Here is a 20,633-nt window from a genome sequence, read left to right as displayed (position 1 = left end):
CGAGCGGAGCGTGCGCGCGATGCCCTGCGTTTTCAGGGGCAAGAGACGCGGGTAATCGCGTTGTTTGGTGCTCTGAACGTCGGCCTCATTGATTCATCAGATCCAGGCGCGCGCTAGGTGGGGCTAGGGCGAACATGCGTGAGGACGATCCGTACAGGGATTGGCACGAACCGGAGGTGCCCTGGACAGAAGCTACATCCTTCGACCTCTAACCAATTGACCGCGTCTGTCAGTCCGGCGCCGTCGAGCACGCCAGCTACCTCGCGTTCGCCTCTCGCGTGGTCGACGGTCCTTCGACATATTCGACACGATCAAACTACATGATCGAATTTTGATTCAATTATAATCTATGTAGATCGGCTTTGCAGAAAAAGTACATTATTTATCCGGCGCCGACGGCTTCCAAATTTGTGCTGCCACTTCGACCGCTTCGGTAAGCGCTGCTTGGAGATCCTCATCCGCATCGTGCTGCCCCTCTCGGATGGTTCGGACCAGATTCTCCATCGGATTGTCGGGCGCGCCTGCGCCATCGAGCACGCGCGCGCCGGCCTTTGCGAGCTGGTCCGCCTGCACGATTTCGCGGGCGGCAATGCCGATGGCGTTGGTGACCATCAGGGCGACGTAGCGCGGGCGGCCGGTGAGGCCGGGCACGACCTCCTCGGTGAGGGCGCGGCGGGCCGCGTCGAGGAGGGCGGCGCCGGAGGGTTCGTCCTGCATGCTCAGCTCCATGCTGCGGGGGCGGTCGCCCGCAGGATCGCCCGTTCCAGGTCGGGCACCATCCGGCCGGTCAGTGCCAGTTCGAGGGAGAACTCGCGCCCGGAGACGTGGCGCGCGCCCTGCTCCAGCGCGATCACCGCCCAGCGCACATGGGCCATCACCTCCCAGTAGGCCACGCGCGCCGGATCGACCGTCCGCCCGCTCTCGGACGTGTAGCCCCGGTAGAAGGCCGCGCGGGAACCGACGCCGCCCGCCTCACGCTCGGGCCGGCCGAAGCGCCAGCAGGCGGCGCAGAACCAGCCGAGGTCTTGATCCGGGTCACCCCAGCCGGCGAACTCCCAGTCCAGCACGGCCGTGAGGCCGGATCCGTCGACCATGTAGTTGCCCGTCCGGAAATCCCGGTGGACGAGGGTCGGCGCCGGGCAGGCCGGGGCGCGGACCTCCCCCCAACGCAGCCCCCACTCGATCGCCGGGCGCCGGACACCGATACCGTCGAGGCTCGCGCGCAGACGCGCGATCTCGGCTCGTGCGGGATCCGGTTCGGGCGCGCCCAGGAAGGCGAGCCCGCCCGGCAGCGCCCGTGGGTCGAGCGTGGCGTGGATCTTCGCCAGTTCGCGGCCCAGGGTCTCGGCGAGCTGCTCCCGGTCGCCGCCGAGGCTCGGATCCTTGGCGATCCGCGGGCCCAGCCCCACGCCCTCGACCAGCCCCATGACCGCGAACGGGGCGCCGATCACTTCCGGATCCTCGCAGAAGGCGACGGGTTCGGGCACCCGGACCCCGGCGTTCCAGACCGCCTCTAGGATCCGGAACTCCTCGGCACGGGTCCGGCTCGACGCGATGGTGGCGGCCGCATCCATGCGCAGCACGAAGGCGCGCACGTCGTCGCCGACCCGGCAGCTGACGAGCCGATTCTCCTGAATGGAGCCGCCGCCGAGGGGACGCGTATCCGCGATGGCGAGGTCCGGGCAGCCGAGCGTCCCGGCCAGCCAGATGCGCAGCCGATCCTGATCCATCCGCTACAGGCCCGACACGAGGTGGCCGCCATCGACCGCCACGACGCTGCCGGTCATGTACGCCCCGGCATCGGAGGCGAGCAGGAGGAGCGGCCCGTCGAGTTCGGCCGCCTCCCCCAGACGCCGCTGCGGCACCCGCCTGATCAGGGCCTTGCCGGGCTCCGATTCGAAGAACGCGTCGTTCAGCTCGGTCTTGATGTAGCCGGGCGCCAGGGCGTTCACCCGGATGCCGTAGCGCGCCCATTCGAGGGCGAGGCTCTTGGTCAGCTGGACGACCCCGGCCTTCGAGGCCGCGTAGGGCGCCAGTCCGCCGGTGACCCGCAGGCCCAGGATCGACGCGATGTTGACGATGCTGCCGCCCGCGCCGTGGCGGACCATGCGCCGGCCGGCCGCCTGAGCCACCAGCCAGACGCCCTTCAGGTTCGTATCGAGGACCCCGTCCCAGTCGGCCTTGTCGAGGTCGAGGGCGGGCTTCGTCGCGGTGATCCCGGCATTGTTGACGACGACATGGACCGGACCGAAGCGGGCCTCGGCGGCGTCGAGGGCCCGCTCGATGCTGGCCGCGTCGGTGACGTCCATGACGACGGCCTGCGCTTGGCCGCCCTCCCCGGAGACGCCGGCGACGGTCTCGGCGAGGGCGTCCGCCCGGCGCGCGCAGAGGGACAGGTGCGCCCCCGCGCGCACCAGCGTCCCGGCGAAGTGGCGGCCGAGGCCGCTGGAGGCGCCGGTCACCAGGACATGCCGGCCGGCGAGATCGAAGAGGTCGGCCATCTCAGCGCAGCCGCTCGACGGCCATGGCGATACCCTGTCCGCCACCGATGCACATGGTCACCAGCCCGTAACGTCCGCCCGTCCGGGCCAGCTCGTAGAGCGCCTTCACGGTGATGATCGCCCCCGTCGCGCCGATCGGATGGCCGAGCGCGATGGCGCCGCCGTTCGGATTGACCTTCGCGGGGTCGAGGTCGAGTTCGCGGGAGACGGCGCAGGCCTGGGACGCGAAGGCCTCGTTCGATTCGATCACGTCGAAATCGGCGGCCCGCAAGCCCGTCCGCTCCAGCAATCGGCGCACGGCCGGGACCGGACCCATGCCCATCTCGGACGGGTCCACGCCGGCATGGGCGTAGCCGACGATGCGGGCCAGGGGCGTGCGGCCGTCCCGCTCCGCCCGGTCGGCGCTGGACAGGACGAGGGCGGCGGCGCCGTCGTTGAGGCCCGAGGCGTTGCCGGCCGTCACGCTGCCGGTCTTCGAGAAGGCCGGGCGCAGCTTCGCCAGATCCTCGGCGCTCGCGGCCTTGGGGTGCTCGTCGGTGTCGAACGCCACCGTCTCGCGCGTGCGCTGCACGGCGACCGGCAGGATCTGGTCGCGGAACCGGCCTTCGCGGATCGCCCGCGCGGCCCGGGCCTGGCTCTCGGCCGCGAAGGCGTCCTGCTGGTCGCGGGAGACGGCGTAACGCTCCGCCACGTTCTCGGCGGTGACGCCCATATGGCCGTTGCCGAACGGGTCGTTCAGCGCGCCCAGCATGTAGTCGACCAGCACGGCATCGCCCATGCGCTGGCCGGTGCGCCCGACCTTCAGCAGGTGCGGTGCGCGGCTCATGCTCTCGGCTCCCCCGGCGACCGCCGTGTCGGCATCCCCGAGGAGGATCGATTGCGCGGCCGAGACGATCGCCTGCAAGCCGCTGCCGCAGAGGCGGTTGACCGTCATGGCCGGCACCTCCTTGGGGATGCCGCCCTCCATGGCGGCGATGCGCGCGAGGTAGGCGTCCCGCGGTTCGGTAGGAATTACGCTGCCGAAGACCACGTGGCCGATCGCTTCGGGTGCGGTCGCGGCGCGCTTAAGTGCCTCCGCCACGCACTGGGCTGCCAACGCCGCCGGCGGGATCGCCGCGAGCGACCCCCCGAACGTGCCGATCGCGGTCCGTACCGCCCCTGTGATCACGACATCGGTCATCGTCATAAACTCCACGCTTCGGTGCGTCTGTCAGGTCCTGTCGCGAGACGCGGACATCCGATCCCGGCACCGCGTGCCGCGGTGCCGGGCCGCGGGCGCGGGCAGATCAGGATGCGGGTACGGGGGCGTGACCACCGGCGCGTCGTCCCCGTCCCGGCGGTCACGCCCCGACGGTCCACGTCCAGAAGGCATCGCCCTCCGCCTCGAGATTGCGGTTGAGCACCATCTTGTGGACCTCGTCGGCGCCGTCCACCAGCCGGGCCTGCCGGGCGTAGCGGTAGATCCATTCCAGGGGCGTGTCGGTCGAGTAGCCCCGGGCGCCGTTGATCTGGATCGCCACGTCGGCCGCCGCGTGGAGGAGATTGGCCACGTGGACCTTGGCCATCGAGACTTCCTTGCGGGCGAAGCTGCCCTGGTCCAGCGCCCAGGCGGCCTTCATCACCAGCAGCCGGCCGATCTCGATCCGCATGGCGAGGTCGCCGAGCATGAGCTGGATGCTCTCCCGGTCGGCGAGCCGGATGCCGAAGCCATGGCGCTCCGCCGCGTAGGCCCGGGCGATCTCGACGCAGCGCTTCGACAGGCCGAGCCAGCGCATGCAATGGGTAAGCCGGGCGGGGCCGAGGCGGATCTGGGTCAGCTTCAGGCCGTCGCCCTCGTTCATCAGGACGTTCTCGGCCGGGATCTCCAGACCGTCGAACAGCAACTCGCAATGGCCGCCATGCTCCTCCGGGCCCATGATCGGGATCCGGCGCAGGATCTCCCATCCGGGCTGGTCCTTGTGGAACAGGAAGGCGGTCAGCCCCTTGCGGGCATCGTCGGAAGTGCGCGCCATCAGGATGAAGTGCGCGGCCTCCTCGGCCCCGGTGATGTACCATTTGCGCCCGGTGACCACGTAGGTGTCGCCCCGCCGCTCGGCCCGGGTCTGGATCATGCCGGGATCGGAGCCGCCGCCGGGATGCGGCTCGGTCATGGCGAAGGCGGAGCGGACCTCGCCGCGCACGATCGGGTCGAGCCACCGCTCCTTCTGGGCCTGCGTCGCGACCTTCTCCAGCACCGTCATGTTGCCGTCGTCGGGGGCGGCGGAGTTGAACACGACCGGCCCGAAGATCGAGCGGTTCATCGCCTCGTAGCAGACCGCCATGCCGACCTTGTCGAGGCCGGCCCCGCCGGTCTCCGGCCTGAGCTGGAGGCACCAGAGACCCTGCTCCTGCGCGAGGCCGCGCAGCCGGGCCAGTTCGCCTAAGCCGATGTTCCCGTTCCCGTCATAGGCGGGCGGGTCCGCCTCCAGGGGCAGGATGTGCGTGTCGACGAAGGCCGCGATTCGGGCGCGGTACGCCTCGACGCCGGCAGAAATGGTGAAATCCACGTCGTACCCTTTAGTCCTGCTGCGCTCGATGCACCCGGTCACCCAATTCTGGAATGCGCGGTCAGCGAACGGCTCTTGTGCCGGGCCGCCGTCTGCTCCTGGAGCGCGCGCAGCTGGCCCGAAAACTTCTTCGAGGCGCGCGCGATGTGGGCGCGCCCCAGCGTCTCGGCCTCCGCGGGCTCCCCCGCGATGATCGCGTCCAGTATGGTGGTGTGCTCGTTCCAGATGTCGCTGGAGATGTCGCGCTCGACCCGCAGCACCGCGCCCATGATCCGGCGCATGAAGTGCCAGTGCGGACGGGCTGCCTCCTCCACCGACCGGTTGCCCGATATTGCGTAGATGAACTGGTGGAAATCCAGGTCCGCGGCGATCTGCCGGGCGACTGATCCGCCGCTGATCGCCTCCCGGCCCCGCGCGATGAGGGCAGGGCCCTCGGCCTGAGCGCGATCGGAGCCCCGCTCGGCTGCCAGCCGGCAGGACAGGCCGTCCAGTACCTCCCGGGTCTCGTAGACGTCCCGCAGCACGTCAGCGTCGAGCGGCGTCACGATCACCCCGCGTTTCGGGGCGTCGGCCACGAAGCCGCGCTCGCGCAGCAGCATCAGCGCCTGCTGCACCGGCTGCCGCGAAACCTCATAGGCGGCCGCGAGCTCGTCCTGGATCAGCCGCGCGTTCGGCGCGAGCGTGCCCTCGCAGATCTCGGAAAGGATCCGCTCGTAGACCTGCTCGACCAGACTTGGCACTGGCGCCCCGCCCGCCATCTTTCCCGCCCGCCGTCTTTCCTGCCACCCGCTGGAGCGATCCTGCACCATTTCAGCGCTTGTGCAAATTCAAAACTCGCATACCATATTCGAATTCAAAGTGAGTCGGCGAGGGTTTCTAAGGCGCTGGGCCTGGAGACGCGATTGGGCGGATGCTGAGCGCCATCTCAGTGTTCACGCCGATGAGGTCTTTGCCCGGCCGTTGGATGCGTCACCTGACGCTGTCCGGCGCGAGCCGGCGGACTTATACAAAGCCGCGTGCGACGGTTCGCAACGCGGCGAGCATGGGAGGAACGCCGTGACCACGCCAACCAACGCGTCCATTCGCCCGGATCGGACCGCTCCCCTCGGCCGCCGGGCTTTCCTCGGGCTCGCCGGCGCGGCAGCGCTCGGCGCAGGGACCGTGCTCAGCCCGGCGGTCCTACGCGCGCAGGGGGCGCCGCTTAAACTGAAGTTCGGCAACGACGTGCCGCTGACGCACTCACTCAACGTCCGGCTCGCCGAGGCGGTTGGCGCGATCGAGAAGGAGACGAACGGGCGCCTATCGATCTCCGTGTTCCCGAACAATCAGCTCGGCAGCGATACGGACATGATCTCGCAGCTGCGCTCGGGGGCGCTCGAACTCGCGACTATGCCCACGACCCTGCTGTCGACGCTGGTGTCAGCAGCCGCGCTGCCGGCCATCGGGTTCGTCTTCCCGAGCTACGACAAAGTCTGGCCGGCAATGGACGGCGAGGTCGGTGCGTACATGCGCAGCAGCATCGAGAAAGCCAACCTGCATCCGTTCGAGGCGATGTGGGACAACGGCTTCCGCCAAGTCACGACGAGCACCAAGCCGATCAGCCGTCCCGAGGACCTCAGGGGCTTCAAGATCCGCGTGCCCGTCGTCCCATTGTGGGTCTCGCTGTTCACGGCGCTGGGTGCCGCGCCGACCAGCATCCCCCTGAGCGAGGCCTACGCCGCACTTCAGACCAGGATCACTGACGGGCAGGAAAACCCGCTGGCGATCATTAACGCGACGAAGTTCTACGAGGTGCAGAAGTTCTGCTCGCTCACCAATCACGCCTGGGACGGCTTCTGGCTGCTCGCGAGCGGCCGCGTCTGGAAGACGATCCCAGCGGACTTGCAAGCGGTAATGGCCAAGCACTTCAATGCCGCCGCCCTCAAGCAGCGCGAGGACAACCTCAAGGATAGTGCCGACCTGAAAGTGGCGCTGGAGGGAAAGGGGCTGGCCTTCAACACCACCGATCCGGCGCAGTTCCAGCAGGCTCTCGCCAAGACGGACTTCTACAAGACCTGGAAGGGCAAGTTCGGGACCGAAGCGTGGGCGTTGCTGGAGAAGTACGCCGGCGCCATCGGCTGATGCGTCCGAAAGGCGGGAACCACCAGGCGAGAACGATCGAGGAGATGGCGCCATGAAGGAGCTCCTGACGCTCGGGCAGATGCTCTCGGTGCATGCGCGGCTCGCGCCGGAGCGCCTCGGCGCGCGCGACCTGGAACGATCGATGACGTTCCACCTGTGGAACGCGCGCGCCTGCCGCTTGGCGAACGCGCTGCTCGGCCTCGGCCTCGGGAAGGGCGCGCGCGTCGGGGTGCTCGCCTACAACTGCGTAGAATGGGCCGAGATCTACGCGGCGACCGCCAAGGCTGGCCTCGTCGCCGTGCCGATCAACTTCCGCCTCGTCGGGCCCGAGATCCGCTTCATCATGACCAACGCCGAGGCGTCGGCCCTGATCGTTCAGGACGAGCTGGCCGGCGTCGTCGAGGATGTGCGAGCTGATCTCGGCCTGCCCGAGGGCAACGTCGTCCATTTCGGGCCCACGCCTTGCCCGAAAGGCTACCGGGACTACGAGGCATTCCTCGCGGCCGCCAGCGACGCCGAGCCGGACGTGGCCGTCGCAGCGGCCGATCCGTGGATGCTGATGTACACCTCGGGCACCACCGGCAACCCGAAGGGCGCAATCCGCAGTCACCGCGGTGCCAGCCTCATGGCCCTATGCACGGAGATCGAGCTCGGCATCCACCGCAATGACAGCGCGCTGCTCGTCATGCCGATGTGCCACGCCAACTCGCTCTACTTCTTCGGGGCGTTCAGCTATTGCGGCGGTGCGACGACGATCTACTCGCGCAAGAGCTTTGACCCAGAGCACTGCCTGCGCACCCTGGCCGAGGGCGGCGCGACCTTCACCTCGCTCGTGCCGACCCACTACATCATGATGCTCGGCTTGTCCGCGCAGGAGAGCTCACGCTACGACCTCGACCGCGTCACCAAGCTGATGATCTCCTCCGCGCCCGCCCGCCAGGAGACCAAGCGGGCGGTGATGGGGCTGTTCCACAATTCCGGGCTGTACGAGCTCTACGGGGCGACTGAGACCGGCTGGGTGACGATGCTACACCCCCGCGACCAGTTCACGAAACTCGGCTCGGTCGGCCGCGAATGCGTCGGCTCCGCCCCAATCCGGATCCTCGACGCGGATGGCGACGAGGTGCCGGACGGGGAGCCCGGCGAACTCTATTCCTGCAATCCCTACACCTTCGACGGCTACTGGAAGCTGCCGGAAAAGACCGCCGCCGCCTTCCGCGGCGCGTACTGCACGGTGGGCGACATGGCCCGGCGCGACGCGGACGGGTTCATCCAACTAGTCGACCGCAAGAGCAACATGATCATCTCGGGCGGCGAGAACGTCTATCCCTCCGAGATCGAGGCGGCGCTCGGCACCCATCCCTGCGTGCAAGACGTTGCCGTAGTCGGTCTGCCGGACGCCAAGTGGGGCGAGCGCGTCCACGCCGTCGTCGTACTGCACCCGGGCACCGCCCTGACCGAAGCCGACCTGATCGGCTGGAGCCGGGACCGACTGGCCGGCTACAAGCGGCCGCGCACCTGCTCTTTCATCGCCGCCGAGGCCGTGCCGCGCAACGCCACCGGCAAGGTGCTCTACCGCGTCCTCAAGGCGCAGTTGAGCGCCGAGGCCGGTGCGGGCACGCCGGCTTGATGGGTGCCCGCGATGCCCGTCGATTCCCCCGCCCCAGTCCCCGTCGACGGCCGGTGCGATGCAGGCCGTCCTGAACGCGGCCGTCCCGATCTTTGCGCTGATCCTGGTTGGGTTCCTGTGCAGCCGCTTGGGCGGGTTCACGCGCGAGTCGACCGACAGCATCAACCGCTTCGCGGTCTACCTCGCGCTGCCGGCGCTGATCTTCACGACGATGGCCCGGATCACGCCGGCCGAGATCGGGCAGGTCGGCTTCGCGGCGGGATTTGCCGGTGGCATCAGCCTCACCTTCGCCTTGGCCTTCTGGTTCGGGCTACGCCGCGGCGGCTCGATGGCGGATGCCAGTATCGAGGGGCTGGATGCGGGCTACGGCAACGTCGGCTTCATGGGCATCCCGCTCTGCCTGCTGGTGTTCGGGCCGGAGGGCCTCCCGGCAGCGGTGATCGCCACCCTGTTCACCGCATGCGTCCTGTTCCTCACGGCGATCGTGCTCGTGGAGTTCGACCTCCGCCGGGGCGTCGACCGCCGCAACACCGTGCGCCGGGTCCTGGTCTCGCTCCTGCGCAACCCCTTGTTTCTGGCGCCGGTCGCGGGGCTCGGCGCCGGCCTCACCGGCCTGCCGCTGCCCCAGCCGCTGGAGACCGCCGCCAAGCTCCTCGGCGGCGCGGCGTCCCCGTGCGCACTGGTTTGCATAGGCCTGTTCCTCGCCCAGGAGAGCGCGCTGTCCGGCGACCGGAGCCGGATCGGCCTGCTGGTCGTCCTGAAGCTGCTGTTCCAGCCGGCCGTGACGGCCCTTCTCGTCTTCTGGATCTTCGACGTGCCGCCGCTCTGGGCGCGGGCGGCGGTGCTGCTCAGCGCGCTGCCAATCGGCTCGGGCCCCTTTACCATCGCCAAGCTCTATGGGTTGCGGGCGGGCGTGACCTCCGGGGCGATCCTGATCTCGCACCTCGTCTCCGTCCTCACCGTCTCGACCCTCGTGGCATGGCTCGGCTGAGCCCCCTGAGAAAGGATCATCCGCATGCAGGTCACTCCAGATAGCGTCGCCGCCCTGATGGCCAAGTCGCTGAAGGCGCGGGGCGTCGAGCGGGTCTTCGCCCTATGCGGCGGCCACATCATGCCGATCTGGATGCGCCTCGACGCGGAGGGCATCGACATCGTGGACGTGCGCGACGAGCGCGCCGCTGTGCACATGGCGCAGGCCCATGCCGAGGTGACCGGGAGAATCGGCGTCGCCCTGGTGACGGCGGGCCCCGGCATGACGAACGCGGTCACCGGCATTGCCAACGCCCACGTCTCCCGCGCGCCCGTGCTGGTCATCTCCGGCACCAGCCCGCGGGCCCAGGAGAACCGCGGCGGCCTGCAGGACCTCGACCACACGGCGATTGTGCGCTCGGTCACCCGCTACGCCCGCACTGTGCGCGAGTCGACGCTAGCCCTGGCCGAGCTCGACGAGGCGATCTCCCGCGCCTTGGGCGAGGGCGGCGAGCCGGGACCCGCCTATATCGACTTCCCCACCGACACGATGCGCCAGCCCGTGCCGAAGGCCATGCAACTGCCCGAGCACCTCGCGCCCCGGCCGCGCGCGCAGGCGCGGCCAGATCCCGACCGGATTGCCGAGGCGGTGGAGTTGCTGTGGTCGGCCCGGCGCGTCCTGGTGATCTCGGGGCGCGGCGCCCGCGGGGCCGGGCCGGAGCTGACCGCGCTGCTCGACCGCCTCGGCGCCGTCTACCTCGACACCGGCGAAAGCCGCGGCCTGGTGCCCGACGGCCATCCCGCCGTGGTCGCGGCCATGCGCGGAGCGGTGATGGGCGACGCCGACGTGGTGCTCACCGTCGGCCGCCGCCTTGACTTCCAGCTCGCCTACGGGTCGCCGGCCGTGTTCGGGGACGCCAAGTTCGTGCGCATCGCCGACATCCCGCAGGAGCTGCGCGACAATCGCCGCGGCGCGGTGGAGATCCTCGCATCTGCCGGCCCGGCACTCAGCGCGCTGGTCGAGACCGCTGGCAACCGGCCCTCGGCGGTCGACCCCGACTGGGCGGGCAAGCTCCGCGCGAGCCATGTAGGGCGCGCGAAGAAGCTCCGCCAGACGATGGCGGAGGCGCCCAACGGCAGCGATGGCCGCCTTCACCCGAACCGGGTGATCTCCGCCCTCCAGGACGCGATCGGTGACGACGCCATCGTGATCACCGACGGGGGCGATTTCCTGAGCTTTGCCCGCGTCGGCCTGTCGGCGCCGACCATGCTCGATCCGGGGCCGTTCGGCTGCATCGGCGTCGGGGTGCCCTATGGGATCGCCGCGAGCCTGGCGCGGCCGGACAAAACCGTACTGGTCGCGACCGGCGACGGCGCCTTCGGCTTTAACGCCATCGAACTCGACACGGCCGCGCGCCACAAGGCGCCGGTGCTGATCGTCGTGGCTAACAACGGCGCGTGGCAGATCGAGGTGCATGATCAGACAGTCACGCACGGCAAGGTCGTCGGAACCCTGCTTCAGTTCAGCGATCACGCCGCGATGGCCCGCGCCTTCGGCATGCATGGGGAGCGCGTGGAGACCGCAGAGCAGCTTGGACCGGCCATCGCGCGCGCGCTCGCCAATCGGCCGGCGCTTCTCGACATCGTGGTGACCCCCGAAGCTGTCTCATCCGACGCCAAGACCGGCCTCGCCTGGGTCCCCGATCTTCAGCCACTGGCCGCCTGGGACGAGGCGGAACGGACATGGCGTGCGACGCGTACGAGCGAGACACCGTAGATCGACGACGCGACGAACCGGGCGGCAGTCCCGGCGTCGCCGCCTGATGGGAGGGCAGCATGCAGATCGATATCGCGGCGGTCGAGAGCGCGGCCGGGCTCGAGCTTTCGGGTCCGCCCCTGCGCGCCCGGGGCTGGCTGCGCCGCCTCGACGACGGGCTCGGCTACCTCGTAGAGATCCCCGCCGCCCTGCTCGTGCTCGCCGAGATCGCGGTGCTGCTCGGCGGCGTCGTGAGCCGCTACGTATTCCGCGAACCCCTCGTCTGGTCCGACGAGCTCGCCTCGATCCTGTTCCTGTGGCTCGCCATGCTGGGCGCCGTGGTCGCCTTCCGCCGCGCCGAGCACATGCGGATGACCGCCTTCGTGGCCATGAGCGGGCCGCGCCTGCGCACCTTCCTGGAGACGGTCGCCCTGGTGGCGGGCCTGATCTTCGTGGCGCTGCTGCTGGAGCCGGCTTGGGAGTTCGCCAGCGAGGAGACCTTCGTCCAGACGCCCGCGCTGGAGCTGAACAACGCGTGGCGCGCCGCCGCCCTGCCGGTCGGGCTGGGCCTCATGCTGCTCGTCGCGGCGATCCGGCTCCTGGAGACGGCCGACTGGAAGCTGACCGCGGGGGCGCTCGTGCTCGGCGTCGCGGTCGCCGCCGGACTCGTGGCCCTCCAGCCCTGGCTGATGGACCTCGGCAACCTCAACCTGCTGCTGTTCTTCGTCCTAGGCGTCGGCGCGCTGGTCTTCTCCGGCGTGCCAATCGCCTTCGCGTTCGGCCTGTCCACCTTCGCGTACATCACGCTGACCACCCACGCGCCCGCGATGGTGGTGGTCGGGCGCATGGACGAGGGCATGAGCCACCTGATCCTGCTCGCCGTGCCGCTGTTTGTGTTCCTCGGCCTGCTCATCGAGATGACCGGCATGGCCCGCGCCATGGTCGGGTTCCTGGCGAGCCTGCTCGGGCACGTCCGCGGCGGCCTGCACTACGTGCTGGTCGGCGCGATGTACCTCGTGTCGGGCATCTCCGGCTCGAAGGCCGCCGACATGGCCGCGGTCGCCCCCGTGCTGTTCCCCGAGATGAGGGCCCGGGGCGCCAAGGAGGGCGACCTCGTGGCGCTGCTCGCCACTACCGGCGCGCAGACCGAGACGATCCCGCCCTCCATCGTGCTTATCACCATCGGCTCGGTCACCGGCGTGTCGATTACGGCCCTGTTCACCGGCGGCCTGCTGCCCGGTCTCGTGCTCGCCGCGACCCTCTGCGCGCTGGTCTGGTGGCGCTACCGCCGGGAGGACCTCAGCCACGTCGCCCGGCCGTCCGGACGCATCATCGGCCGCGCCTTCCTGGTCGCGATCCCGGCGCTGGCCCTGCCGTTCGTGATCCGCTTCGCCGTGGTCGAGGGCATCGCCACCGCCACCGAGGTGTCCACCATCGGCATCGTCTACGCGGCGCTGGCGGGGCTGCTGATCTACCAGCAGTTCGACTGGCGGCGGCTCTACCCGATGCTGGTGACCACCGCCACGCTGTCGGGGGCGATCCTGCTGATCATCGGCGCGGCCACTGGCATGGCCTGGGCGCTGACCCAGTCGGGCTTCTCGCAGACGCTGGCCGAGGTGATGAAGAGCCTGCCGGGCGGCGCGCTCGGCTTCCTGTTCGTCTCGGCCCTCGCCTTCATCGTCCTGGGATCGGTGCTGGAGGGCATCCCGGCGATCGTGCTGTTCGGCCCGCTGCTGTTCCCGATCGCCCGGGCGGTCGGGGTGCACGAGGTCCACTACGCCATGGTGGTGATTCTCGCGATGGGCATCGGCCTGTTCGCCCCGCCCTTCGGTGTCGGCTACTACGCGGCCTGCGCCATCAGCCGGATCCACCCCGATGCCGGGATGCGCCCGATCGTCGGCTACATCGTCGCCCTCTTGATTGGCCTGCTCGTCATCATCCTCGTCCCCTGGTTCTCGATCGGATTCCTCTAAGCCAGCCCAGATGAGAGGACACGCGGCGCACTGAGGCAGTTCCAATCCATGTTCGGCTCATGGGGAGATATGAACCGTGCTGTGCACCGCTTGGACGTCCGCTTAAGAGAAGCGCATCGTAAGGGAGGAATGTCTGAGATGGGCGCAAAGCCGAACGTCTAGTTTTGCGCGGGTCGGCGATCCGGCATGGCGTAGTATGGCCGAAAGCGGAACGGCCGCTTGAGAGTAGGCCCATCGGAAAAGCGGACAGCCTGCTATCGAACCATTTCTACTCTATGATCTCGACAACACGGCGCCTGCGCGGGTCAACGAGCACGGGTGGTCGTTGACGACGGTGTAGCTGTAGTTCGGCAGGGCGAACTCGGTGGGCACGTCGTAGTAGATAACACCGTCCTCAGGCAGAATGGTACCGACCCGCAGGGGACCGACGTAGGCGAAGGACGGCCGCCGCTCGCCCAGCGCATAGATCAGGAAACGCGCACGCCGGTCGACGCCGGGACTGCCGTTGGCCATGCTGACCATCGCACCGACCGCATCGCCAACGACGGCCCCGAGGGGACCGGCGATCATCTAACCCCGGATAGCACACTCTTGAGCCCCATGTTCCAGGCTCTGGGCCTGGACGAGGCCCATCCACGCCAACGGCTCCGCAGCAACGGTGAGCCCGACATTCCACACTATCATCTCTTCTGCGCAGGGCTGAGGAGTCAGCCCCATCCAGACTTACTTGCTTCGGATGATCAGCGACCGCCCGTGACAGCGCGCAAGGGCGCGGCGGCGAGGTCGGCCGTCGAGCCGACGGTGTCCTTGAAACCGCTTCCGACGTTCGAGAGGTGGTCGCCGTAGGTCTCGCGGGTCTGCGGGTCGATCATGGCCACCGGGGCGGCGACTGCCAGTGCGGCACCGGTGGCGACCGTCGAGGCGGCCCCGGCGGCCGTGCTCACTAGCCTGTCGCCGATGCCGATCTGGCCGTCCGAGATCGGCTGCCCGTCGGCAAGGCGCTTGCCCAGAAGCGCGACCACGTCCCCGGAGGCGAACTTGCCGTGATTGAGTGCATCGTCAGACTTTACCGAGGTCAGGTTGAGGACGCCGATGTTCTCGCGCTCCAGCTCGGACCTGTACGGCTCGGCGTTCGGGTCGATGGCTCCCAGTCGCACGCTGTCCCCCCAGACGAGACGCGAGACCGCCAACGCCTGGTCGTCGCCCGACACCATCAGGGTTAGTCGCGGCCGATCCTTGCCCATATCGTGGAAGGCACCCCGGGCGAGGTCCATGTCGACGTCGGGTGCGGCCAGGATGACGTTCCGGATCTTGGGCGCCACGCGCTTGTCGCGGATGGCCATCTGTCGGAGGCTCTCCAGGGTGAGCCAGTTGCCCATTGAGTGGGCGAGCACCGTTACCTCGCCGACGTTCGGGTCCCTGGCGAGGTCGCGCAGCAGGGTCTCCAGGCCATTACGAGAGAAATTGGTGCTTTCCCGGTCGTAGCCGTAGGCGAGCACAGAGCCGCGGGACGGCCAGGTGAACAGCACCGGTGCGACCTCGGCACCGGAATCGTGCACGATCTGCGCGAACCGGAAGACGGCATCCTCGAACTTGTTGTTGAACCCGTGCACGAACACCAGGACGTGGCGCTTGCCTCGTCCGTGCACCGCCTTTCCGGTCCAGGCCGTGACCTTCGAGCGGTCGACCGGATCGGCGCGCAGCGCCACGAAGTCGGTGGCGGGGTTGCCGGGGAGGCGTTCCGGCCATTGCACGGTGCCGGGCTGGCGGGTGGCGTCCGGCGGGATCGACACCGCGAGGTCGGTGTAGGTCACGGCCTCGCCGCGCTCGCCGGAGAACAGTACCCCGCGGTCGGTCGCGGACTTGCGGGTCGTAGCGACCAGCATATCGACACGGGACGTACCCGCGACCGGTGCCGCGTCGGCGATGGGCAGCAGCACGCCGGTCGGGCGTCCGCCGCAGGCCCCGAGGCTTACGAGGACGGCGGCTACCAGCGTGGCGGCCAGTGCCCGTTCGGCACATGCAAACCGTGGAAACACCCGTACCCCCGAACCATGGCCGGGACGGGTGACCGGGTCACGCTCCGTCGAGGCCGGGAAGTCCTAGCGGATGATTACGGCGGGGTGCGGACGGCAAGCCCGAAGATAAGCTCCTGGACCATCGGACAACCGTGCCGGCCGGCAGAGCTCAGTTACCGAAGGGCGAGGCGAGGACGATGCGAACCTTCTTGGTCGACGCTACCTGCGCGACGGGTACCGGGGCGGCGTTCATGACAACGACCATCTGGACCGTCGCGGGCTTCGAGACGCCGCTGACGACGTTCGACGTCTCGGAAGCGATGGCCGGTGCTGCGGCCACCAGGAAGATCGCGAGGGCGGCGAAGACTGTCTTCACGGCGGCTGTCCGAGGCTTGACTGTAAGACGTCCGAACAACGGTCAAGCCATCGGCGGGTTCCAGCTTCAGGCGGCGTTCGCCGCGGCCGGGGTCTCGTCGCCCGTGTTCGTCGCGCCCGCCTCCCTCAGGCACGCCTCGACCGCACCGCGCAGCGACGAAACGTAGGCGTCGGCCCCGACCTGCCGACCGAGGTCCGTATCGGTCAGGACCGCCTCGCCCTGGGGCCATAGTCCGACCAACAGCTTGACGTCCCGCGACTTCCTACGGAGACGCTCCAGCAGGTAGCGTAGGTGCGACGGGTTGCCGGTGATGTCGAGGTAGGAGATGCACACCATCGCCACGCCCGAGAGGTCGAGGTCGCGGATGCCTTCGCGCGAGGCGGACTGGTAGGCCGTCACGCGCGCCCCGAGTCCGTGCTTGCGCAGGAGTTGCGCCAGCATCGCCGAGGAGGCCTCGTCGAGGGGGCCGCGGCCGGCCAGGCACAGCACCGGCGCCTCGCCGCGCCACGCCTCCGGCAGCGCCTCGCGAGGTGGCGCTTGACCGGGTACCGCCTCGTTCTTCGGATGCGCCCGCTCGGCCAGCGTCGGGGTGTCGTTCGGGTTCACCGTCGCGTCCGTGCCGGCCGGCTCGACGTCGGGATGGTCCTCGAAGTCTTCGACCAGGGAGCGGGACGACGCCCGGATGTTCTCCAGCTGCGCAGGCGTGACGACCCCGCGTGCGTAGTCGTTTGCGGCGAGCTGAAGGCCCTTCAACGCGACCTCGTCGTAGTACGACGACAAGGAGCGCTCCTTCAGCATTTGCTCGCCGAGGTCGCGGGCCTCGTCCGGGTCTCCGGCGAGCATGCGCTGGTAGAAGTTCTCCACCGGCGTTAGCGGCGGCCGGTCGCCCAGCAAGATGTCGAGGAACTCCAGGCTGTCGACGTGGCGACCGAGCACGACCAGACAGACGGTGAACGGGGTCGCCAGGATCAGGCCGATGGGCCCCCACAGGAAGCCCCAGAACAGGGTCGAGACGATCACCGCGAAGGGCGAGAGCCCGGTGGAGTGCCCATAGAGCAGGGGCTCGATCACCTGCCCGAACACCGGCTCGGCGATCAGGAACAGGGCCGCGGTGGCGATGACCATGTTCCAGCCCGGATCGACGGCCGCCGCCAGCGCCACCGGGAGGATGCCGGAGATGAAAGCGCCGATGTAGGGCACGAAGCGCATCAGCGCGGAGAATACGCCCCAGAGCAGCGGGTTGGGCACGCCGATGAACCACAGGCCGACGCCAACAATGACGCCGAACGCGGCGTTCATGCCGAGCTGAGCCAGGAAGTAGGTCCCGAGCCGTCCGGCCGCGTCGTCCATCGCCACAGTGGTGCGGTGCAAATCGCTCGATCCGAACAGGCGGATCATGCGGTTGCGCAGGTCCTCGCGCTGTAGGAGCAGGAACACGACCACGACCAGGACGATGCCCACCGTGGTCAGCGGCTCGAAGATCGGGCCCAATACCTTCTCGGCGAGCGCGAGCGGCGAGATCTCGGGTTCCTGCACGCGGACGAGCTGCGCCTTCGGGGTGTCGCCGCCGGGACCGGTGGCCGCGGTGGTGCCGGCGGCGTCAGCCTTCTGAGTGGCATCGTGGACCTGATGGCTGAACTTGGCGATGACCCGATTGGCCTCGCCCAGCCAACCCTGTTGCAGACCGGCGAACTTCTTCGAGACCGTGGCTTGGTACTGCGGCAGGTTGCCGGCGAGCCCGGCCACCTGTGTGCCGATGACCGCGCCGATGCCGCCGATCACGCCGAGCGCCAGCAGCACGGCGACGATGACCGAGGGCACGCGCCCGAGCTTGATCCGACGCAGCAGGTTGACCACCGGGGCCAGGACGAAGCTGAGGAGCACCGCCAGCACGAGGGGGATGAACACCTCGCGCCCGAAGTACAGCGCCGCGATCAGCACGACGCCGACCGCGAGGGTCAGCAGGCCGCGCAGGCCAGGCACCAGCGAGGGCGGCACCTGGGCGGGCGGCTTCGCGGCTACGGCGTCGTCCATCGGCATGCGGGATTCCCGGTCACGCCACGTTCCGCGGCGCATCGCACCTCAACGCCGAAAGCTTCGATTTGTCCCGGAGGACCTCGTGGCGTTGCGGACGGGGACTCCCACGGCCCGGCATGCTAGTGTTGCCTAACACGATCCGGCCCTGCCGCCCTGCCGCGACGCTGAGCCAAGCCTACGGGGGCGACCATGAATCCAAAGGTCAACCCGAAAAATGCTTCGGTCGGAAGCCGACGCACCCCCGGGCGCGAGATCGAACCACCGGGCGCACGGGGCGCTGGCGGCCATGGCCCCGGACGTGGACCCATCGCGACCGATGCCAACCGCTCGGAACTCCGCCAGCTCGTCGCCGGCCTGAGCGAGGGGGTGATCCTGGTCGAGCCGGACCAGCGCATCTCCTGGGCCAACGACGCGGCGCTGGCGATGCACGGCGTGGCGGCCCTGTCCGACCTCGGCGCGACGGTCGACGCCTACCGCGCGCGCTTCAGCCTGCGTTACCGCAACAACCGTGCGCCCGGCCGCTACCCCATCGAGCGCGTCACGGACGGCGAGACCTTCCGCGACGTCGTCGTCGAGGTCAGGCACGCCGACCGGCCCGGCATCGACTTCGTGCATTCCCTGCGCAGCCTCGTGGTCACCGACGCGGGCGGCCGCCCGACCTTCCTGGCATTGATCATCAAGGACATCTCGGCACAATTCGAGGCCGAGGAGCGCTTCGAGAGCGCGTTCGCTGCTAACCCCGCCCCCGCCGTGATCGTCCGCCTGACCGACCTGCGGCTGGTCCGCGTGAACACGGGGTTCCTGGAGATCACGGGCTACGCGCGCGACAAGGTCCTCGGGCGCAGCGTGTACGAGGTCGACCTCCTTGCCGACGCCCACGGGCGCGAGAGGGCGTTGGAGCACCTGAACGCCGGAGAGCCGATCCCCCATCGCGAGGCGTTCCTGAAGCGCCCGGGCGGTGGCACACACGCCGTGATCGTCGCCGGCCAACCCATCGAGATGGGCGACGTCGCCTGCATGCTGTTCACTTTCGCGGACCTGGAACCGCGCCGAAAGGCGGAGACCGCCCTGCGCCAGAGCGAGGAGCGCTTCGCCAAGGCGTTCCGGCTTACCCCGGTCCCGACCGTGCTGACCCGTGCGAGCGACCACATCGTGACAGGCGTCAACGAGGCGTTCGTCCGGGTGTTCGGCCGTGCCGAGGGGGATACCCTCGGGCGGACGGTCGCCGAGACCGGCCTCTGGGTCGACGACGCCGCCCGCGAACGGTTCGAGGCGACCCTGGCTCACGAAGGGTCCGCCCTCGGCGTCGAGACCTGCGTGCGCGACGGGGGCGGGACGGCGCTCGATTGCCTGGTCTCGGCCGAGCGCGTGGTCATCAACGGCGAGGATGCGGTGCTGGCCGTGCTGCAGGACATCACAGAGCGCAAGCGTTCCGAGCGCGAGCTGTACTCGGCCATCGAGACGGTGATGACCGACGCCTCCTGGTTCAGCCGCGGCCTGGTCGAGAAGCTTTCGGTTCTGCGGAACCCCGGCGAGGGTGCGCGGCCCGCGACGCCCGACCTCACCGCCCGCGAGCGGCAGGTGCTCGACCTGATCTGCCGGGGACAGAGTGACAAGGCCATCGGCCAGGCCCTGGTGCTATCAGGAAGCACCGTGCGCAACCACGCCGCCGCGCTCTACCGTAAGATCGGCGTCAACCGGCGCACCCAGGCCGTGGTCTGGGGCCGGGACCACGGCTTCCCGGTGACCTGACCGGTACATAAAACATTCGAACCGGTACGTTCCGACGATTTGCACGCGGCGGGACCAGGGCCATCTTCAACCACGACGCAAGGCTGGGCATCGACCGGAAAGCGAATGGCCGACGAACCCAAGCCGGCGGACGAGCTTAAGCGGACGGACGAGCTCAAGCCGACCCTGGAACAGGTCAGGGCTTCGGTACGGGACGCCCTGGAGAAGCTCACCGGGGATCCCGGCCCCGAACCCGGGATCACGCCGTCGAACCCCAGGGGGAAACGACGCCCGGAACTGAAGCCGGAACCAGACGTCGACTGACGAAAACCTAAACCGCGAATATTCGCCACGAACCAAAGTGGAAATATTGCGGTTTGATTAGATGTTAATCGGCGGAACATCGCGGACCCGGGGCGCTTGTCGCGTATCGGGTCCGGTCGTCGAGCGAACGACCACAGGCGGGTTCGGCGGCAGGCAGCCGCCTCACTGCGACCGCCGTGCCAGAGAGTAGCCCACACCCCATCCCGTCCCGCGCGGCCTTGGCACCGACCGAGCGCGCATGCCCGGAGACCGCCCATGTCCCTCCTCGCCTGGATCGTGCTCGGCCTGATCGCCGGTTTCATCGGCAGCAAGATCGTCAACAACACTGGCCAAGGGCTCGTCGTTGACATCCTGCTCGGGGTCGTCGGCGCCGTCGTCGGTGGCTTCCTATTCAACCGGTTCGGCCAGCCCGGGGTGTCCGGGGTGAACCTCTACAGCCTGCTCGTAGCCGTCGTCGGCGCCGTGGTGGTGCTGTGGCTCTACCACGCCCTGATGGGCCGCCGCCGGGTTCTTTGACCCGGCCGAACCCACTTCCGCCGATCCTCGGCCGAAGCCCGACCCGACCACCCCCGACGAGAGAGTTACTACGATGGCGTTATCCCCCGATACCACCCGTTCTGCCTATGACCGCGACCTGCCGACCACCAGCCC

The 20,633-nt window shown here is 69.0% G+C and carries 18 protein-coding genes; 8 read left to right on the top strand and 10 right to left on the bottom strand.

What is annotated here, in order from left to right; all coding sequences use genetic code 11:
* Nucleotides 1-378: 378 nt before the first annotated feature.
* The 6 genes from FVA80_RS24460 to FVA80_RS24435 all read right to left on the bottom strand — a co-directional run bounded on the left by FVA80_RS24460 (nucleotide 379) and on the right by FVA80_RS24435 (nucleotide 5,805).
* On the bottom strand, nucleotides 379-717 hold the full coding sequence (locus FVA80_RS24460) for a DUF6285 domain-containing protein (RefSeq protein ID WP_147907805.1): 339 nt from the start codon (nucleotides 715-717) through the stop codon (nucleotides 379-381).
* 2 nt (nucleotides 718-719) lie between these two features.
* Nucleotides 720-1,730, bottom strand: coding sequence for a phosphotransferase family protein (locus FVA80_RS24455; RefSeq protein WP_147907804.1), 1,011 nt, complete (start codon nucleotides 1,728-1,730; stop codon nucleotides 720-722).
* Between the two features lie 3 nt (nucleotides 1,731-1,733).
* Nucleotides 1,734-2,501 (bottom strand): SDR family NAD(P)-dependent oxidoreductase, encoded by a 768-nt coding sequence (locus FVA80_RS24450; RefSeq protein WP_147907803.1) that lies wholly within the window; start codon nucleotides 2,499-2,501, stop codon nucleotides 1,734-1,736.
* Between the two features lies 1 nt (nucleotide 2,502).
* On the bottom strand, nucleotides 2,503-3,681 hold the full coding sequence (gene bktB / locus FVA80_RS24445) for a beta-ketothiolase BktB (RefSeq protein ID WP_147907802.1): 1,179 nt from the start codon (nucleotides 3,679-3,681) through the stop codon (nucleotides 2,503-2,505).
* 160 nt (nucleotides 3,682-3,841) lie between these two features.
* On the bottom strand, nucleotides 3,842-5,047 hold the full coding sequence (locus tag FVA80_RS24440) for an acyl-CoA dehydrogenase family protein (protein WP_147907801.1): 1,206 nt from the start codon (nucleotides 5,045-5,047) through the stop codon (nucleotides 3,842-3,844).
* A gap of 38 nt (nucleotides 5,048-5,085) precedes the next feature.
* Entirely contained in the window at nucleotides 5,086-5,805 is a 720-nt protein-coding gene (locus tag FVA80_RS24435) for a GntR family transcriptional regulator (RefSeq protein WP_147907800.1), read from the bottom strand.
* 403 nt (nucleotides 5,806-6,208) lie between these two features.
* Between FVA80_RS24435 and FVA80_RS24430 the strand changes: the two genes are divergently transcribed.
* The 5 genes from FVA80_RS24430 to FVA80_RS24410 are packed head-to-tail and all read left to right on the top strand — an operon-like array spanning nucleotide 6,209 to nucleotide 13,496.
* Nucleotides 6,209-7,168, top strand: a complete 960-nt coding sequence (locus FVA80_RS24430) for a TRAP transporter substrate-binding protein (RefSeq protein ID WP_243970969.1) — start codon at nucleotides 6,209-6,211, stop codon at nucleotides 7,166-7,168.
* A 52-nt stretch (nucleotides 7,169-7,220) separates the two neighbouring features.
* Complete coding sequence (locus FVA80_RS24425; protein ID WP_147907799.1) at nucleotides 7,221-8,798, top strand: AMP-binding protein; 1,578 nt, start codon at nucleotides 7,221-7,223, stop codon at nucleotides 8,796-8,798.
* A 58-nt stretch (nucleotides 8,799-8,856) separates the two neighbouring features.
* Complete coding sequence (locus tag FVA80_RS24420) at nucleotides 8,857-9,789, top strand: AEC family transporter (protein ID WP_147907798.1); 933 nt, start codon at nucleotides 8,857-8,859, stop codon at nucleotides 9,787-9,789.
* Nucleotides 9,790-9,813: 24 nt separating this feature from the next.
* Complete coding sequence (locus FVA80_RS24415) at nucleotides 9,814-11,544, top strand: thiamine pyrophosphate-binding protein (RefSeq protein ID WP_147907797.1); 1,731 nt, start codon at nucleotides 9,814-9,816, stop codon at nucleotides 11,542-11,544.
* Between the two features lie 59 nt (nucleotides 11,545-11,603).
* Nucleotides 11,604-13,496 carry a TRAP transporter large permease subunit gene (locus tag FVA80_RS24410; protein WP_147907796.1) on the top strand — a complete coding sequence of 631 codons (1,893 nt, stop codon included), beginning with the start codon at nucleotides 11,604-11,606 and terminating at the stop codon, nucleotides 13,494-13,496.
* A gap of 273 nt (nucleotides 13,497-13,769) precedes the next feature.
* Here the strand turns inward: FVA80_RS24410 and FVA80_RS24405 are convergent, their stop codons facing one another.
* The 4 genes from FVA80_RS24405 to FVA80_RS24390 all read right to left on the bottom strand — a co-directional run bounded on the left by FVA80_RS24405 (nucleotide 13,770) and on the right by FVA80_RS24390 (nucleotide 17,930).
* Nucleotides 13,770-14,066: a DUF1236 domain-containing protein gene (locus FVA80_RS24405; protein ID WP_243959432.1), complete on the bottom strand. Its 297-nt coding sequence runs from the start codon at nucleotides 14,064-14,066 to the stop codon at nucleotides 13,770-13,772.
* Nucleotides 14,067-14,236: 170 nt separating this feature from the next.
* The gene (locus FVA80_RS24400; RefSeq protein WP_246692124.1) at nucleotides 14,237-15,436 is read right to left on the bottom strand and encodes an alpha/beta hydrolase; all 1,200 of its coding nucleotides are present in this window, start codon (nucleotides 15,434-15,436) and stop codon (nucleotides 14,237-14,239) included.
* A gap of 247 nt (nucleotides 15,437-15,683) precedes the next feature.
* Nucleotides 15,684-15,890: a hypothetical protein gene (locus FVA80_RS24395; protein WP_147907794.1), complete on the bottom strand. Its 207-nt coding sequence runs from the start codon at nucleotides 15,888-15,890 to the stop codon at nucleotides 15,684-15,686.
* A gap of 66 nt (nucleotides 15,891-15,956) precedes the next feature.
* Nucleotides 15,957-17,930 (bottom strand): AI-2E family transporter, encoded by a 1,974-nt coding sequence (locus FVA80_RS24390; RefSeq protein WP_147907793.1) that lies wholly within the window; start codon nucleotides 17,928-17,930, stop codon nucleotides 15,957-15,959.
* Between the two features lie 303 nt (nucleotides 17,931-18,233).
* On the opposite strand from FVA80_RS24390, the gene FVA80_RS24385 reads away from it, so the two are divergent.
* From FVA80_RS24385 to FVA80_RS24375, 3 genes are all read left to right on the top strand, one after another.
* Nucleotides 18,234-19,679, top strand: a complete 1,446-nt coding sequence (locus FVA80_RS24385; protein ID WP_243959482.1) for a helix-turn-helix transcriptional regulator — start codon at nucleotides 18,234-18,236, stop codon at nucleotides 19,677-19,679.
* Between the two features lie 105 nt (nucleotides 19,680-19,784).
* Nucleotides 19,785-19,982: a hypothetical protein gene (locus FVA80_RS24380; RefSeq protein ID WP_147907791.1), complete on the top strand. Its 198-nt coding sequence runs from the start codon at nucleotides 19,785-19,787 to the stop codon at nucleotides 19,980-19,982.
* A 255-nt stretch (nucleotides 19,983-20,237) separates the two neighbouring features.
* A complete protein-coding gene (locus tag FVA80_RS24375; protein WP_147907790.1) occupies nucleotides 20,238-20,498 on the top strand; it encodes a GlsB/YeaQ/YmgE family stress response membrane protein in 261 nt (86 codons plus the stop codon).
* The last annotated feature ends 135 nt before the right edge of the window (nucleotides 20,499-20,633 follow it).

Source organism: Methylobacterium sp. WL1 (assembly GCF_008000895.1).
In the GTDB taxonomy this organism is placed as follows: domain Bacteria; phylum Pseudomonadota; class Alphaproteobacteria; order Rhizobiales; family Beijerinckiaceae; genus Methylobacterium.
Note: the sequence above shows the minus strand (reverse complement) of the source record. Positions and strands in the feature narration are given on the sequence as shown.